Genomic DNA, 17882 nt, shown 5'->3' with positions numbered 1-17882 from the left:
ATGACAACGCAGTTACATATTAAAAATCTATTGGTTGCACTAATTGTGTTTGTGGGGTTTACCTGCCAATTTTATGCAGCAAATCCAGAGCAGTATGTGGTTTCCAAAGCTTCAGCTGCAAACTATCCTTTGGCAACAAAAGGCGAGGTAAACTCAATTTTAGTTAGTAAATCTGACTATTCTGGAGTTTTAAAAGTGGTCAATCATTTAAAAGCAGATTTAAAAACAGTTACAGGTGCAGCCCCTTCAATTTTAAATGAAACGCATACTAATTCTAAAAACTTGGTGATTGTTGGAACTTATGGTAAAAGTGAATTTATAGAAGCTCTCATAAAAAGTGGAAAAATTGAAGAATCACTGTTAAAAGATAAACGTGAAAAGTTTGTTGTCGTATCCGTAAACAATCCTTTACCGGGAATTGACAAAGCTTTAGTTATTGTGGGTAGTGATAAACGTGGAACGATTTATGGTATTTACGATTTGTCTTATCAAATCGGGGTGAGCCCGTGGCATTTTTGGGCAGATGTTCCTGCTGTACAACAGACCGAACTGCATGTACTTCCTGGAATTCATACCCAAAACGAACCGAAAATAAAGTACCGCGGTATTTTTATAAACGATGAAGCACCTGCGTTATCGGGATGGGTAACCGAACATTATGGGGCTTTTAATTCAGATTTTTATGAAAAGGTTTTTGAGCTGATATTAAGATTGAAAGGTAATTACCTGTGGCCAGCCATGTGGGGACGCATGTTTTATGTTGAAGATGAAAAAAATGCCGAATTGGCCGATGAATACGGCATTGTAATGGGGACATCTCATCACGAGCCGTTAACCCGAGCCCATGCCGAATGGGAAAAATTTGGATCTGGAGATTGGAATTTCAATACCAACCCAGAAGGTTTAATCGATTTTTGGACTAAAGGGATGCAACGAATGGGAACCAAAGAATCTTTGGTAACGATTGGTATGCGAGGCGATGGCGACGAACCCATGACAGAGGGAACAGCCATAGAACTTTTAGAAAATATAGTAAAAACCCAAAGAGACATTATAGAAAATGTAACAGGAAAACCGGCAGAAGAAACACCTCAGATTTGGGCATTGTATAAAGAAGTTCAGGATTATTATGAAAAGGGGATGAGGGTGCCAGATGATGTAACATTGTTGCTGTGCGATGATAATTGGGGAAATTTGAGAACCTTACCAAGTTTAAATGCCAAACCAAGACAAGGCGGTTATGGTATTTATTATCATTTCGATTATGTTGGCGGCCCTAGAAGTTATAAATGGATTAATACTACACAAATAGAACGTGTTTGGGAGCAAATGCATTTGGCGTATAAACATGAGGTAGATGAGGTGTGGATTGTTAATGTTGGAGATATAAAACCAATGGAATTTCCAACGGAGTTTTTTCTAGATTTTGCTTGGGATCCAGAAGCCTGGCATCCGGATAATTTGACCGATTATTATGATTTATGGGTTAAAAAAGTTTTCGGAGACCATCAAACCAAAGCGATTGCCGATCTTTTACGTAAATCGACCAAATATATTGCAGTCAGAAAGCCAGAGTTACTAGACGCTTCAACATTTAGTTTGCAACATTATAGCGAAGCAGATTCAATCGTTTCTAATTATCAAGAATTGGAAAATAAGGCAGTTGCAATTAAAGAAACCTTGCCAGAACAGTATCAAGATGCATATTATCAATTGGTGCTTTATCCAATTTTAGCGACTTCAAATTTGAATAAAATGTATGTGTCTGCAGCTAAAAATAAACTGTTTAGTAGTCAAGGTCGTGCTTCAACAAATTTCTACGCCAAACAGGTGGATAGTATGTTTCAGGTGGACGAAAGTCTTACCAAATATTATCATCACACTTTGGCTAATGGCAAGTGGAACCACATGATGGCACAAACACATATTGGCTATACGACGTGGCAAGATCCGAATGAGAATATAAAACCAGAAGTTTCCACCATTCCATTGCCAAATGCTGCGGATATGGGAATTTCCTTAGCTGAATCAGAAGCTTGGTGGCCAAATAGTAAAGACATTGCGGTGTTACCAGAATTTGATAATCTAAATAATCAAACTTATTATATAGATGTTTTCAACAGAGGGAAATCAAGTTTTGAGTTCATTATTGAATCCGATGAAAACTGGTTGCATATTTCAGAAAAACAAGGAAACATTAAAACCCAAAAGCGTATTTATTTCAATGTAAATTGGAAAAAAATACTTTTAGGAACACACGAAACAGCTGTTGTGATTTCTGGAGCAGGTAAAAAAATACCTGTAAAAATAAAAGCTAATCATTTAAATACTTCCGAAATAAAAGGTTTTGTAGAAAATAATGGGGTCATTAGTATTTCTGCCGAAAACTTTACAGAAAAAACAGAACCGAAGCAATTTTCATGGAAGGTGATTCCTAATCTTGGGAAAACAGGATCGGCTGTTATGTCTTTGCCAGTGGAAGCAGGTCGCGTTTCATTATCAAAAAAATCACCTAAACTATCGTATCCAATTAATCTGAAATCTGAAGGAAGAGTAAAAGTACATCTGTATTTTTCGCCAACCATAAATTATGCTGCAAGATCGGGCAAGTTGTTTGGCTTGTCTTTTAATGATGAAGAACCAATTGAAATAAACTACGATTCAGATCCTAATATTTTCAACTATAACGGGAAAGTTCCTAAGCAGTGGGAACAAAATGTAGCCGATAATATCAAGGTGATTACTAAAGAATTTGATATTGATAAAAGTGGTAACCACACTTTAAATTATTACCGAATCGATGAAGGACTAATACTTCAAAAAATCATTATTGAAACGGAAGATTCTGCCTTGAAAGGCTCCTATTTTGGTCCGCCGGAAAGTAAAAAAGCAAACAATAACTAAACGATAAATTGACTATGACAAAACAGCTAACTAAGTATTTGTTAATACTACTGATCCCTTCTTTGGTGTGTGTTTCGTGTAAGAACGTCGAAGAAAAAGAGAATCAAAAAACAGTAACGTCTTTAAAGGAAGCTTATAAAAGTGACTTTTATATGGGTGCTGCGATAAATGAGTCGCAAATAGAAGAACAGGATTCTTTAAATACGGCAATTATTTCAAACGATTTCAATAGCATTACAGCCGAAAATATTATGAAATCCATGTTTGTACATCCCGAAAAATCGGTTTATAACTTCAACCAGACCGATAAGTTTTTAGCTTTTGGAGAGAAATACAATATGTTTATTCATGGTCATACTTTGGTGTGGCATAGTCAATTATGGCCTTGGATTGCCGAGATTCAGGATAGTACTCAAATGGCGAATACTTTAGAAGATCATATTAAAACCATTGTTTCGAGATATAAAGGTAGAATTGACTCTTGGGATGTGGTTAATGAAGCTTTAAATGAAGATGGCACTTTAAGAGAATCGGTGTTTTTAGAAGTCATGGGTGCTTCTTATTTGCCTTTAAGTTTTAAATGGGCCGCAGTAGCCGATCCGAATACCGATTTGTATTATAACGATTATAATATGACCAATCCAGATAAACGCAACGGTGCCATAAAATTGATTAAAAATATTCAAAATCAAGGTGTGAAAATTGATGGTGTTGGTATGCAAGGGCACTGGCATTTGGACACGCCAAGTATAGAAGAAATTGAAGCTAGTATTGTAGCGTATTCTGAATTGGGAATAAAAGTAGCGATTACGGAGTTGGATATTAACTTATTACCAAGACCAGAAAATTTGCAAGGCGCCGAAGTGAATCAAGAGTTTGAGGAGTCTGAAGCGATGAATCCGTATCCAGATAAGCTTCCGGATGCTATTCAGAATAAATTAGCGGAACGTTACAAGTCTATATTTGAGTTGTTCTTAAAACATCGGGATAAAATTAGTAGAGTTACTTTTTGGGGTGTAGAAGACGGGCAGTCTTGGTTGAACGATTGGCCAATAGATGGCAGAACCAATTATCCGCTATTATTTGATAGAAATCTGAAACCTAAAAAGGCTTATGATAGTATATTAAGCTTAAAAGCGAATTAATTCTTAAACAGTTTTAAGATGAAAACGGATACACAAAAATTATCGGTAATAGAAAAGGTAGGCTATAGTTTAGGCGATTTGGCTGCCAACTTGGTGTTTCAAACATTAATTACCTATTTGGCTTATTTTTATACCGATATTTATGGTTTAGAGACCAATCACGCTTCTGTTATTATGTTGGTTGTTGGGCTTGTTGCGGCTTTTGGGTTCAATCCCATAATTGGCGCTCTGGCCGACCGAACCCATTCCAAATGGGGGAAATTTAGACCTTGGATTTTATTTACAGCTGTCCCTTTAGGAGTTGTTGCGCTTTTAGCATTTAGCACACCAGATTTTGCCTATAAAGGAAAAGTCATTTATGCTGTTGTTACTTACAGTTTACTGTTATTATTGTATGCAGCTAATAATTTGCCGTATTCCGCATTAAGTGGCGTAATTACAGGCAATATGGCCGATAGAAATAGCTTGTCTGCTTATCGATTTGTAGCGGTTATGTTTGCGCAATTTTTTGTTCAGGTTTTTATGTTGCCAATCATTGAATCTGTTGGAGATGGTGATAAAGCAGTTGGGATAGAAATCGTGATGACTTGGTTAGCTGTTATTGGTACGGTTATGTTGCTAATCACTTTTTTAACGACAAGAGAACGCATTATTCCGAAGCCCGAGCAAGAATCTAGTTTAAAAGACGACTTGTCCGATTTGTTTAAAAACAGACCATGGATTATAGTTTTAACAGTCACCACGCTAATTTTTGTGACGCTTGCCATGAAAGGCGGTTCGTATGTGTATTATTTTGAAAATTATGTATCTAAAGAAGCACTGGTCAAATTTATAAAACCAATATTAGATTTTCTTAGCCAAATTGGGATGAACTTTTTTGGAGAAAATCCCGTGTCGTCTGGTTTTGGTTTGTTTAATGCTGGCGGTATTATTTTTATGATTTTCGGCATCATGTTGTCTAAAAAATTAGCCGACAAATATGGAAAACGCGATGTGTTTGGCATTGCACTTTTTTTGTCAACTATATTCATAATCATCTTTTATTTCTTTTCAGCAGAAAGCATTGGGCTTATTTTCTTATCGCAAATTTTTCATGGTTTTTTCTATGGAATAACTATTCCGTTGCTGTGGGCTATGGTTGCCGATGTGGCAGATTTTTCAGAATGGAGAAATAATAGACGCGCAACGGCCATTATATTTTCGGCCATGATGGTAGGTTTAAAAGGCGGTTTGAGTATTGGGAGTGCTTTATTAACATGGATTTTAGGGAAATATGGTTATGTAACCAAAGAATCTGTTGCAAATGCACAAGACATTATACAGCCCGAGCAAGCCATTTACGGAACAAAATTGTTGGTAAGTATTTATCCCGCCATACCATTTTTATTGGTAGTAGGCTTGTTATTCTTTTATGAAATAAACAAGAAAATGGAAGTTGACATTGAAGCAGACCTTAAAGAGAGAAGACAATCATTATAAAGCGAATTATTAATCTTAAATACAATTATAGATTATGCCAGAAGATATTATGAACAAATTAGAAATAGAGAAATTAATTAAAAATGAAATCTCTAAACCCTTAGTTACACATATGTATACTGCAGATCCTTCTGCTCATGTGTTTAACGACAAAATTTACATTTATCCGTCTCACGACATAGATGCAGGAATAGTCTTTAACGATAATGGCGATCATTTTGGGATGGAAGATTATCATGTACTATCTATGGACGATATCGATTCTGAAGCTGTAGATAATGGAGTGGCTTTACATGTAGATGATGTACCTTGGGCAGATAAGCAAATGTGGGCACCCGATGCGGCCTACAAAGACGGGAAATATTATTTTGTGTTTCCTGCCAAAAATAAAGCAGGAATTTTCCAACTCGGAATAGCGATTAGCGATTCGCCTACAGGACCATTTATACCAGAAGCAAAACCTATAAGGGGGAGTTATAGTATAGATCCAGCTTTTTTTGAAGACGAGGATGGTCGTTATTATATGTATTTTGGTGGCATTTGGGGTGGACAATTACAAAAATATAGAAATAACATCTACAGGGAAACCTATCAATTACCGAAACCAAACGAACCAGCACTTGGGCCAATAGTGGCTAAAATGACAGATGATTTGTTAGAATTTTCTGAAGAGCCTCATGAAATATTTATTTTGGATGAAAAAGGCAATCGGTTGTTAGAAGGTGATAATGAAAGACGTTTTTTTGAGGGGGCTTGGATGCATAAATATGATGGTAAGTACTATTTTTCGTACTCTACTGGAGATTCTCATTACGTATGTTATGGCATTGGAGATAACCCATACGGTCCTTTTCACTATAAAGGCAGAATTTTAAATCCAGTTATAGGGTGGACAACCCATCATTCTATTTGTCAATACAAAGGAAAATGGTATTTGTTTTATCACGACTCCAGTTTGTCAAAGGGTGTAACACATTTACGCTCAGTGAAGTTTGTTGAATTGACTTATGATGATGAGGGTTTAATCCACACCATAGATCCTTATTGTTCAGAAAAAAAATAATTAAAGCTGTCAAACCGCAGTAATATATTTCATTCTGGTACACATACTTCATTGGTTTGAGTGACCAGGACTTTATAAAACGATATTAAATCATAATAATCTAAAAAGTGTTAAATGTTAATATATGCTAAAAAAATAATACACAACCGATTGTGTGAGTGGTTATTTTGTGTATATTTATCATATCGAAAATTATTTAATGGTTTTATTGTGATTTATTCATTAATTAATATTTAAAAAAACTAACTTATGCTTAACAAATTACTAACTATTGTCAAACGAAGAAATAGAAAATATCTTCTTTTTCTTTTATTTATGAACATGAGCTTTGGTCTATTTGCACAGACTAAAGAAGTGTCGGGTACCGTATCTGATGCTACGGGTTTAATGCCAGGTGTAACCGTTTTAATTAAAGGAACCGATAAAGGAACTGTTACAGATTTTGATGGGAATTTTAGTTTGCCATATGATGCTGATAACGCTGTTTTATCGTTTAGTTATGTGGGCTATGCAGCGCAAGAAATCCCGATTAATGGTCGCGCAGAAATTAATGTTATACTAGAACAAAGTACAGAAGCTTTAGATGAAGTTGTTGTAATTGGTTACGGAACTCAAACCAAGGAGTCTGTAACAGGGTCGGTAGTTTCTATTGGAGGAGACGATTTGGTAGAAATTCCAACAGCCAACTTTCAACAAGCGCTTCAAGGGCGTGCTGCTGGTGTAAATATTTCAACTACAAGCACAAGACCAGGGGCCGCGCCACAAATACGAATTAGAGGTGTGCGTTCACTTTCTGCAACCAACGATCCATTAATTGTTCTTAACGGGATACCATTTTCGGGAGGTCTTAACGATATCAATCCTAATGATATTGAAAGTTTAGATATTCTAAAAGATGCATCTGCTACGGCTATTTATGGTTCTAGGGGAGCTAATGGGGTGGTTTTAATTACAACGAAGTCGGGAGCAAAGGGGCAAAAGGCTTCAATTTCTTACAACACTTATTATGGTGTAAAAGAAGTTTTTGCTAAATATCCAATGATGAACGCTGCCCAACTGATACAATTACGCGCCGATGTTGCTGCTAATAATGGTGGTGTGCCTCTTTTTGGATTAAATGGGGATGAAGCCTTGTCTAACGATACAGATTGGCAAGATTTATTGTACGGATCGGGGATGCAAACGGCACATGATATCAATGTGCAAGGAGGCTCTGAAAAAGGAACTTACAACGTGGGGCTTGGATATTTTAAAGAAACATCTGTATTGCCTGGCGATTCTTTTGATCGTTATTCCATTCGGGTGCAAATTGATCAGGAAGTTGGAAAACATTTACGTTTTGGAGTTAATTCGGTAACCAATTTCAATAACACAAGCAGTCTTGTAGGGGTTGGAAGCGTTTTAGATGCCTCGCCTTTACTAAGTCCTTTTGATGCCAATGGGAATTATTTAGAATCTGTTCGCCTTCAAACCGAGGCAGACGATTTATGGATCGCAACCAGAGATGAAATAAATAGAGTAGGTGATGGTCGAGCCAATGAACAATTAGATTTTGGTACCTATAATAATATTTATGGCGAATTGAGTATCCCGTGGGTAGAGGGTTTAAAATACCGACTTAATGTAGGTTTAAATTTCCGTTCTAGTCGCGATGGTAACTTTACAGGGCAAGGTGTTTTTAACTACAACCCAAACAATCCATCTACTGCTAGTTATGATAGTTCCATATTCAGAGATTATGTTATAGAAAACCAATTGATTTTTGATAGAACCTTTGCAGAAAAACACAAAGTTAATTTTGTGGGATTATTTTCATCGCAAAACACGACAAGTGATAATGTAGGTTTGGCAGCTCAAAACATTCCAGACGAGCAGTCTTTATGGTATAATATAGATTCAGCATTGTCTGAAGATATTACAAGATACGAAACGGGATATTGGGAGTCTGGTTTACTATCATTAATGGGGCGTGTTATGTACCAGTACGACAGCCGTTACTTGTTAACAGCTACAATACGTTCCGATGGATCTTCAAGACTTGCATCTGGTCATAAGTGGGTTACTTATCCAGCGGTATCTTTAGGGTGGAATATCGGTAATGAAGCTTTTATGAATAATGTAGATTGGGTTAACCTAATTAAATTACGTGCTGGTTATGGAGAAACATCTAACCAAGCCATTGCTCCTTATTCTACTCAGGGGAGATTAGGTGTGGTGAACTACAATTTTGGAGATACTTTTGCGCCAGGATATTATGTAAACCAACTTCCAAATCCTAATTTAGGTTGGGAATTCTCAGAAACTTACAACTTTGGTTTAGATTTCGGTTTCTTTTATAATCGATTATCTGGTAGTATAGAATACTACTTAACCAAAACAAATGATATTCTTTACGGGCTAGGATTGCCAGAAACAGCAGGTGTTGGTAGCGTAACAAGCAATATTGGTAGTACCGAAAACAAAGGTCTTGAAATCTCTCTAAACGCTAATATTATTGATAACCCTGATGGTTTTTCTTGGGATTTTGGATTTAACTTGTATACTAATAAAAACGAAATTACATCGTTAGCCACTGGCGAAACCGAAAATGTAAACCAACTTTGGTTTGTAGGATCTCCAATCAATGTTATTTACGATTATGAAAAATTAGGGCTTTGGAATCAAAATGACCCTGGTTTTGAATATTTAAATCAGTTCGAGCCAGGAGGAAATGAAGGTATGGTTAGAGTACGCTATACTGGCGATTATAATGAAGATGGATCGCCTACAAGAGCCATCGGTCCAGATGATAGGGTAATAATCGATCCTACACCAGATTTTCAAGGTGGTTTCAACACAAGATTTGCATACAAAAATTTTGATTTAAGTATGATTGGTTCTTTTCAAAAAGGAGGAACGCTTGTTAGTACACTATATTCAGGTAATGGATATCTAAATTTGTTAACAGGTAGACGAAACAATGTCGATGTAGACTATTGGACACCAACAAATACTGGAGCTAAATACCCTGCACCGGGAGGTATACAAAGTGGCGATAACCAAAAATACGCAAGTACTTTAGGATATTTTGATGGTAGCTTCTTAAAAGTGCGTACCATCACTTTGGGGTACAATTTTAACCAAGATGGTTTTAAAGATTCTGTGTTCGAAAGATTGCGTCTTTATGCTACAGTTACAAATCCATTGGTGTTATTTTCAGATTTTCACGACGAATCTGGTATGGATCCAGAAACAAACTCTGGAGTTAATAACGATGGAACACGCCAAAACGTTGCAGTAAACACGACTAATATATCTGCGGGAATTCCAACTATTGGAACGAATGTTCCGACTACAAGAAATTTTATTCTAGGATTAAACATAACATTTTAAATTAATTTATAATGAGAAAGATTAAAATAATATATACATCTATGGTAGCAATGCTTTCCTTATCTTTGCTATTAGGGTCTTGTTCTGATGATATATTAGAAGAAGAACCAAGAGGCGTTTTTACTCCAGAATTTTTTACTACTGAATTAGGGGTACAAGGCGGATTAACTTATCTGTATGAAAATTTAAGAACAATATATGGTTTTGCGTATTTTATGAGTACGTCGGAAACTGGGACAGATGAATATGCGCCAGCGCAAAGTGCTAATAATAACTTTTTCGACTTAGATTTTGCTGGTCAGGGTAATTTAAGTTCAGAAAGTGGGTACGTAATTGGTAGACCTTGGGGGGCGGCTTTCCCTGCGATTAACACAGCAAGCGGAATTATTGAAAATGCTGAAGCTGTAGGACTAGACCAATCCTTAATTGCTGAAGCGCGATTTTTTAGAGCATTTTACTACTTTTTATTGGTACAAACCTATGGAGGTGTACCATTAGATTTAGGTTCTGGAGAATTGAAATTTAACCAATCAGCCGTTAGAACGTCTGTTCGTAATACCGTGCCTGAGGTTTATGCAAATGCCATCATTCCAGATTTGGTTCAAGCTATTAACGATTTACCAGATAACCCAAGATTAACAGGTACCGTTACTAAAAATGTAGCTAGATTATTTTTGGCCAAAGCCTATTTAACCTATGCTTGGTGGTTAGAAAATCCTAATAATATTCCGACTTATCCAGAAGCTCCTAGAACAGATCCTGCAGGTAATAGTGCGTCTTATTATTTTCAACAAGCCTACGATATGTCAGTTGCAGGAATCGAAAACCCAGGGCCGTATGCTTTACTAGAATATTTTTACGATGTGCATGAAGGAAGTAACGATCGCCATCAGGAAATGATGTTGTATGCAGATCATACCGAAGCCAGCGAAATTTATAATGGTGGTTCGCCTATAAATGGATTTGCAAATCCAGACGATCAACGTGGCGGAAATACAGCGGCATGGATGGTAACGTCTAATTATACCACTATTAGTGTTGACGGTGTTTCTGCTGTTCAACGTGAAGCAGCACAAAGTTTAGGTAGACCATGGACGCGTATGGCACCTACTATCAATGTGTTTACAGAAACATTTGCAGAGAAACAATTAGACTCGCGTTTCGACGGTACTTTTGTTACGAGTTATCGCGGCAATTGGGATAAAGGTGGAGGAGAAGAGGCAACCATAACAGGAGCCAATGGTATGCCAATTGCTCCAGGCGATGCTGTGATTTCATTTTTAGATGATTACAATCCTGCTGTAGATTATAGTGTAAATGGCGGTAATATTGGTGGAGGCCAATTGCCTGGTCGTGCAGATTATGTGATTAATTTAAACGAAATTAATAAAAGATTCTATCCTGGTTTGTGGAAAATTGGTACGTATCGTACCGATAACGCCGGTGGTTTAGGGTCTCCAAATGGATCGATTACCCGTCCTTTCCCAATCGCTAAATATTCTGAATTTTATTTAGTAGCTGCCGAAGCTGCTGTAAAAGGTGCTAGCGGTCGTTATTCTGCTAGAGAATTAGTTAATGTAATTCGTGCACGTGCTGGTAAATGGCGTTTTGATAATGGCGAACAACAAGAACGTATGGAAGACAATAGCGAAGCTATGATGAATGCAACACCTGCGGTAATTGACATCAATTATATTTTGGCCGAGCGTTCTAGAGAGTATTTTGGCGAAGGCTACCGTTGGTACGATTTAGTACGTACGCAAAAATGGAACGAACTAGCAGGTTCGTACGAAATTGCAGGTGATGCCGCGACAGACCATGAACCTGTGGTAATTACGAGAGATATTCAACCATTCAATTATTTAAGACCAATACCTAGAACGCAAATCGATGCGCTAGATATGTCGGATGGAGAAAAGGGGGCGTATCAAAACCCAGGTTATCAATAAAATTTGAATTAGTTGGCTGTACTAACCAAGTAATCCAATAAACTTCAAACTAATTTTAAAATTTTAAACTATGCTTAAAAATATTAAATTCATTAGTAAATGTTTTGCAATTATTGCTGTATTACTACTAGCAGTAAGTTGTGACGATGATGAAGCATTTTCGGAGGTATCCATAGACAATGTAACATCCGAAAATTTTTATCCTGGCCAAGATGTCATTCTAACAGGAACCAATTTTGATACTGTTTTATTCACTTTTTTAGAGAAGAATCAAGTGCCATTTCAACTAGAGGGTAATTCAATTACAATTACATTACCGGAATCAACACCTATAGGAGATGCATTACTTACTTTGGTAATGGCAGATGGTTATACGGTTACCACGATGCTCGAAGTGGCATCTAGACCGTATCCAATCATTCAGGCTATATCTCCAAATATAGCATCAGGAGGAGAAAATGTAACCATTGTAGGAACATCTTTAGATAATCTGAATTCTGTTACTATAGGTGGTGTTGAAGCAAATGTGGTTTCTTCCTCGGCTACCGAATTAGTAGTAACCGTGCCTTCAGGATTGCCGCAAAATATTCCTACCGAGTTTAAGGTGGTAACCAATGGAGGAGAAGCCATGCCAGCTTTACCGTTTTATGTAGGAACTAATTTAATTTTAAACGGTACTTTAGAATTGGGTAGCGGCGATGATTTTGATAATTGGGAAAAATGGAATGGTGGAGACGGCATGACTGCTACTACAGCCGATGGTGAAGCCTATTTTGGACGAACTCTTCGTGCCGCTGCAGCGGGTGGTGATGCTTGGAGAACACAATTTGTTAGTAGTCCTGCAAATACAGAAGTAGGTTCGGAATATACCGTGTTTATGTACGTAAAAGCACAGTCGGGAACTCCGGGAGATGGTGGAAATATTAGATTCTCTACAAATCCAGATGCTTTATATAGCGGTAATTATGATATTACGGCAGAATGGCAACAAATCGAATGGTCGTTTGTAGCCAATGCACCGCAAACCCGAGTGGTATTAGATTTAGGAGTGGTATCTGACGCAGTATATTATGTTGATAATATCGCATTAATTCAAACAGGCACACCGCCACCGCCACCAGTAAATATAAATGGTAGTTTTGAAGAGTCTGAACTAGGAGAAGCAACCGATATAGTAGGTTGGGGCGGATTATCCGGAACGCTTATTAGTGGCGAGATAACAGATGCTCATAGCCATGACGGTGACAAAAGTGTTAAAATTACCATTAATGATATTGGGGCAAATGCCTGGGATATCCAACCAACGTCAAGCATGACTGTAGAAAATGGAAAAACCTATCACCTAAGTGTTTGGTTTAAAGGACAGGGTATTACAAATCTGAAAATAGCCATAGATCAAGGTGGTGATCCGGGATGGGCAGAATGGGCTGCACCTGAACAAGGTTTTCTTGATAACGAATGGACAGAGGTTTCTTATGATTTCACTGTAGATACTACTAATAGTGGCGAGAATAACGCAAGATTTGCTATAAGTATGAGTTACGAAGGAAACGTTGGTGGTGTCGTTTATATCGATGATTTAGAGGTTAGTCTTGTAGAATAAAACACGAGTAATCTTAACTAAAAGTAAAATCAACTTGTTTGTCATATTGAGTTGTATTTTGTTTGTTTAATTAGGGAAAATCGCTCATTACATAACTTGCGATGAGCGATTTTTATTTTGCATAATTCTAACAGAAATTCTGTGTTTAAAACTGAAAATAAATTATGAAAATTAAAAAGATAGTTGTGTTACTATGTATTGCAAGCTTCATGGCATGTAGCACAGATGATTCTGGAGTTACAGTAGGAGGGCCTACGCCACCAGATGATGACGAAAATGTTGAAGAAGAAAATACACCAGAGTACTTAAAGGGTATACCTAGTTTTCCTATTGGAAACATAGTTTCTGCATCTAAATTGAATTCGAATTCAGCTGAGAATACTAATTTCAAACACGTATTATTGAATGATTACAATAGTATGTCTGCTGAAAATGATATGAAAATGGCCAATTTTTTTATTGGCCCCGATAATTTTGATTTTAGCGATGGCGATGCGATTGTCGCATACGCGAAAGCTAACGGACTTCGCGTTCACGGACATACCTTGGTGTGGCATCCAGATTATGCTGTGCCCAATTGGCTCTTAAACTTTAGTGGAACGGATGCCGAATTTGAAGCGCATATCGAACATTATGTTAAAACGACCGTTGCTCATTTTGCTCAGGCTAAAGACGAAAATGGAAATGCTATAGTTGAAGCCTGGGATGTTGTAAACGAATATATTGATGATAGCGCAGGAATTAGATCGAGTATATTCACCCAAAGAATGGGGAGTGATTACATTAAGAAAATTTTTACCTGGGCTCGAGAAGCAGACCCTAACGTAAAACTTTTTTACAACGACTATAACGTGGTTATTCAATCCAAGCGCCAAGCCATACTAAATATGGTTAACGAATTTATTTCGGAAAACATTCCTATTGATGGCGTTGGTTTGCAAATGCATTTAAATTATAATTGGCCATCAGACTCGGATATCGCGTCAGCTTTAAATGACGTTGCTAATACTGGGCTTTTAGTTCATGTTTCAGAATTAGATGTAAGAGCAAATCCTAATAACGATATTACAACTTTAACCAATGAACGCGCACAGCTTCAGGCCGATCAATTTCAAAGAGTATCTTATCACTATACAGAAAATGTACCAGCGAGTCAACAGTATGGTATAACCATTTGGGGATTTAGAGATCAAGATAGTTGGAGATATGATGGTGGTAAAGATTGGCCGCTTATGTATGATAATTCGTTTACTAAAAAGCCAGCCTATACAGGTTTTGCAGATGGTTTGAGGGAGCAAGCTCCGTAAGCCAGAATACGAGTTAATGATATTATTAGTTTTTAGCAATTTAGGAAGTATTCAAATTAGATAAATATTTTAATCATGGACCGATTTCAACTACTTCTTGATAAGAATTATAACATCAGGTTAAAATTAGTTGTCGCTTTTATTTTTTTAATTATTACCGTAGTCAAGGGGCAAACTAACCAGAAAAGTGATATAAAAGCGAGTCCTGTATTTTCAAAAGTCACTTATCAAGGTAATGATGAAGTATATAATAAGTTCCCTTTAAGATCGAACGAGTTTTACTCCCCAATTCTACAAGGGTGTTACCCGGATCCAGCCATTACAAAGAAAGGAGATGATTATTATATGGTCTGTTCTTCTTTTGCAATGTTTCCTGGCGTACCTATTTTTCATTCTAAGGATTTAGTGAATTGGACTGATTTAGGAGGTGTATTAAATAATGTTTCTGATTTTAATCCTAAGAATACTGGAATTAGTGAGGGCGTTTATGCTCCTGGAATTACATACAACCCGTATAATGATACTTTTTACGTTATTGTTACAGTTTTTTCTGAAGGCCTTGGTAATATTGTTGTTAAAACAAAAGACCCTCAAAAAGGCTGGGGGCGTCCTATTAAGTTAGATTTTGGAGGAATTGATCCTTCTATTTTTTTTGATGATAATGGAAAGGCCTATGTAGTACATAATGATGCACCAGACAAAGGCAAGGAATTATATAATGGTCATCGCGTAATTAAGATATGGGATTATGATTTGGAAAATGATAGGGTTATTCCTGGTACAGATAAAATTATTGTAAATGGAGGAACTGATATTAGTAAAAAGCCCATTTGGATTGAAGCTCCACATCTTTATAAAAGGAATAACAAGTATTATTTAATGTGTGCAGAGGGTGGAACAGGGGGAAATCATAGTGAAGTTATTTTTATTAGTGACCATCCAAGAGGGCCATTTCTTCCTGCTCCTAATAATCCTATTTTAACGCAAAGACATTTGCCAATAGAGCGAGAGAATAAGGTGGATTGGGCAGGACATGCCGATATTGTAGAAGGTCCTAATGGTCAAAATTACGGCGTGTTTTTGGCTGTACGACCAAACGAAAAACATCGTGTTAATACAGGGCGAGAAACGTTTATCTTACCAGTAGATTGGTCTGGTATTTTTCCAGTTTTTGAAAACGGGTTACAGCCTTTAGAGCCTAAATTAGCTATGCCTGTAGGTGTAGAAAATCAAGTTGGAAAAAATGATTTTTTTCCCAGTGGTAATTTTACTTTTACTGATGATTTTACTGCAAAACAACTTGATTACCGTTGGATTGGACTAAGGGGACCTAGAGAGGAATTTGTAAATAAAACTACTAACGGATTAAAAATTACACCATTCGATACAAATATTAAGGAAGTTAAACCAACGTCAACTTTATTTTATAGGCAGCAGCATAACACGTTTTCTTTTTCTACCACTTTAAATTATAAACCTAAATCAGAACACGATTTAGCTGGGGTGGTAGCATTACAAAATGAAGGTAGTAACTATGTGTTTGGTGTTACTAGGTATAATAATAAGTACTTTTTTGTATTACAAAAAAATAGTTGGCCAAATCGTCAAGGAAAAATCATTTCTACCATTGTTGCTAGTAAAGAAATAGAATTGAATAAACCGATAAAGCTTCAAATTAAGGCTGAAGGAGATAATTATGAGTTTAATTATGCCATTAATGGAGCTGGCTATACAAACTTGGGAGGGATAGTTTCAGGAGATATACTGTCTACCGACGTTGCAGGTGGTTTTACAGGATGTTTATTAGGCCTTTATGCAACTTCGGCAAATGACGCGTTACCTGTAAAAGAATAATTTTAAAATTCTAATATGAATTTTAATATACCCAAATGAGTTCGATATAGAGAAGTAGTATTGTAATCTAACCTGTTATTTTATAAAGGGAGAGAGAATTTTGATTTTATACGTTACGGTTTAATAGGTAAACTTTGTTTAACCTGTACCCATATTTAAGAATTAGATATTTTAATAAAAATTAAAGATTGACATTTAACAAAGAAGAAAGAATAGGAGTATTCTCAGTAGCTAAAATTTTTGTTGAAGATTTTGAGTGGATATTCCGTGAACAACCAATAAATGATTTTGGAATTGATGCATTTGTTGAAATAACCAAAAAACGATATCTAAATGGAGATATATTTCCTACAGGAAGAATAATTGGAATTCAAATAAAGTCTGGAGAAAGCTTTTTTAATGAAGAAAATAAAGAGAATTATGTCTTTAGAGGTAGTAAAAAGCATTCAGACTATTGGTTAAGTCATTCGATCCCTATTATAATTGTGATATATAATAAATTTACTAATCGGGCTTATTGGCAAGAAATAAATAAATCGACAGTTATATTAACCAAAAAAGCTTTCAAACTGAATATTCCAAAAATTAACTTATTGAATACTGAAGCTGAAGGAAGGCTTAAAAGAATTGGTTATTTTAAGAATAAGTATGAATATAAACTGTGGCAATTAAGGAGTGCATCTGAACTTATAAAATCAGTTATAAGACAGAAACATTTTCTGTACATTGAATTGTCAGAATGTCATTGGGTTGATAATTATCAAGTGAGTGTTTTAATTACTCAAGTGGATGATGAAAATATAGCTAAAGTATATCATTGCAGTTTTCAATGTTATTACTCATTTTATCTTCCAGTAACGAAAAGCATAGTTGAGGGAATTAAAGATATAATTCCTTGGGTTAACTTGATTTGTAATGATATTCCATTTACAGATGAGTTTTTTTTAGAAAATGTAATTGCTGACAGAAAAGAATTTATGAAAGTTTTGGGGATTAATAAGGGATTATTAGATGAAACATTAATTTATAGTATGGCCTGTCAAATGACTGGTGAGTATTACTTTAAATTAGAGGTAAGTCCTAATGAACTTGCTTTTAACTTTCTAGCGTTAAATGAATTCTTAAATAAAGAACCAAAAGTTGAGCAAAGACTTTTTTTATAAAAACTATGTCTAACAATAACGTATAAATGTTGTGCAAAATGTG

10 protein-coding genes are annotated in these 17882 nt (G+C 36.1%); all 10 read left to right on the top strand.

The window, feature by feature from the left end; translation table 11 throughout:
• The 10 genes from ACR9EA_RS09985 (at position 1) to ACR9EA_RS09940 (ending at position 17839) form a co-directional block, all read left to right on the top strand.
• Positions 1-2904, top strand: coding sequence for a glycosyl hydrolase 115 family protein (locus ACR9EA_RS09985; protein WP_435132323.1), 2904 nt, complete (start codon positions 1-3; stop codon positions 2902-2904).
• A 14-nt stretch (positions 2905-2918) separates the two neighbouring features.
• Positions 2919-4049 (top strand): endo-1,4-beta-xylanase, encoded by a 1131-nt coding sequence (locus tag ACR9EA_RS09980; RefSeq protein ID WP_435132320.1) that lies wholly within the window; start codon positions 2919-2921, stop codon positions 4047-4049.
• An 18-nt stretch (positions 4050-4067) separates the two neighbouring features.
• Positions 4068-5528: an MFS transporter gene (locus ACR9EA_RS09975; RefSeq protein WP_435132318.1), complete on the top strand. Its 1461-nt coding sequence runs from the start codon at positions 4068-4070 to the stop codon at positions 5526-5528.
• A 34-nt stretch (positions 5529-5562) separates the two neighbouring features.
• The gene (locus ACR9EA_RS09970; protein ID WP_435132315.1) at positions 5563-6591 is read left to right on the top strand and encodes a glycoside hydrolase family 43 protein; all 1029 of its coding nucleotides are present in this window, start codon (positions 5563-5565) and stop codon (positions 6589-6591) included.
• 321 nt (positions 6592-6912) lie between these two features.
• Entirely contained in the window at positions 6913-9963 is a 3051-nt protein-coding gene (locus ACR9EA_RS09965) for a SusC/RagA family TonB-linked outer membrane protein (protein WP_435132312.1), read from the top strand.
• Positions 9964-9974: 11 nt separating this feature from the next.
• Complete coding sequence (locus tag ACR9EA_RS09960; RefSeq protein WP_435132309.1) at positions 9975-11912, top strand: RagB/SusD family nutrient uptake outer membrane protein; 1938 nt, start codon at positions 9975-9977, stop codon at positions 11910-11912.
• A 70-nt stretch (positions 11913-11982) separates the two neighbouring features.
• Positions 11983-13515, top strand: a complete 1533-nt coding sequence (locus ACR9EA_RS09955; RefSeq protein WP_435132306.1) for a carbohydrate binding domain-containing protein — start codon at positions 11983-11985, stop codon at positions 13513-13515.
• Between the two features lie 164 nt (positions 13516-13679).
• Entirely contained in the window at positions 13680-14822 is a 1143-nt protein-coding gene (locus ACR9EA_RS09950) for an endo-1,4-beta-xylanase (RefSeq protein WP_435132304.1), read from the top strand.
• Between the two features lie 75 nt (positions 14823-14897).
• Positions 14898-16676 (top strand): glycoside hydrolase family 43 protein, encoded by a 1779-nt coding sequence (locus ACR9EA_RS09945; RefSeq protein ID WP_435132302.1) that lies wholly within the window; start codon positions 14898-14900, stop codon positions 16674-16676.
• Positions 16677-16864: 188 nt separating this feature from the next.
• Entirely contained in the window at positions 16865-17839 is a 975-nt protein-coding gene (locus ACR9EA_RS09940; protein ID WP_435132299.1) for a DUF4365 domain-containing protein, read from the top strand.
• Positions 17840-17882: the final 43 nt, after the last annotated feature.

Origin of the sequence: Formosa sp. A9, assembly GCF_051200825.1 — a bacterium.
In the GTDB taxonomy this organism is placed as follows: domain Bacteria; phylum Bacteroidota; class Bacteroidia; order Flavobacteriales; family Flavobacteriaceae; genus Formosa.
This window is presented reverse-complemented; position numbering and strand designations above follow the sequence as displayed.

What these genes read in the sequence shown, in the direction of transcription:
- ACR9EA_RS09970 (WP_435132315.1), top strand. Translation starts at nt 5,563, where the DNA reads ATGCCAGAAGATATTATGAACAAATTAGAAATAGAGAAATTAATTAAA.
- ACR9EA_RS09945 (WP_435132302.1), top strand. Translation starts at nt 14,898, where the DNA reads ATGGACCGATTTCAACTACTTCTTGATAAGAATTATAACATCAGGTTA.
- ACR9EA_RS09985 (WP_435132323.1), top strand. Translation starts at nt 1, where the DNA reads ATGACAACGCAGTTACATATTAAAAATCTATTGGTTGCACTAATTGTG.
- ACR9EA_RS09960 (WP_435132309.1), top strand. Translation starts at nt 9,975, where the DNA reads ATGAGAAAGATTAAAATAATATATACATCTATGGTAGCAATGCTTTCC.
- ACR9EA_RS09955 (WP_435132306.1), top strand. Translation starts at nt 11,983, where the DNA reads ATGCTTAAAAATATTAAATTCATTAGTAAATGTTTTGCAATTATTGCT.
- ACR9EA_RS09965 (WP_435132312.1), top strand. Translation starts at nt 6,913, where the DNA reads ATGAGCTTTGGTCTATTTGCACAGACTAAAGAAGTGTCGGGTACCGTA.
- ACR9EA_RS09975 (WP_435132318.1), top strand. Translation starts at nt 4,068, where the DNA reads ATGAAAACGGATACACAAAAATTATCGGTAATAGAAAAGGTAGGCTAT.
- ACR9EA_RS09950 (WP_435132304.1), top strand. Translation starts at nt 13,680, where the DNA reads ATGAAAATTAAAAAGATAGTTGTGTTACTATGTATTGCAAGCTTCATG.
- ACR9EA_RS09980 (WP_435132320.1), top strand. Translation starts at nt 2,919, where the DNA reads ATGACAAAACAGCTAACTAAGTATTTGTTAATACTACTGATCCCTTCT.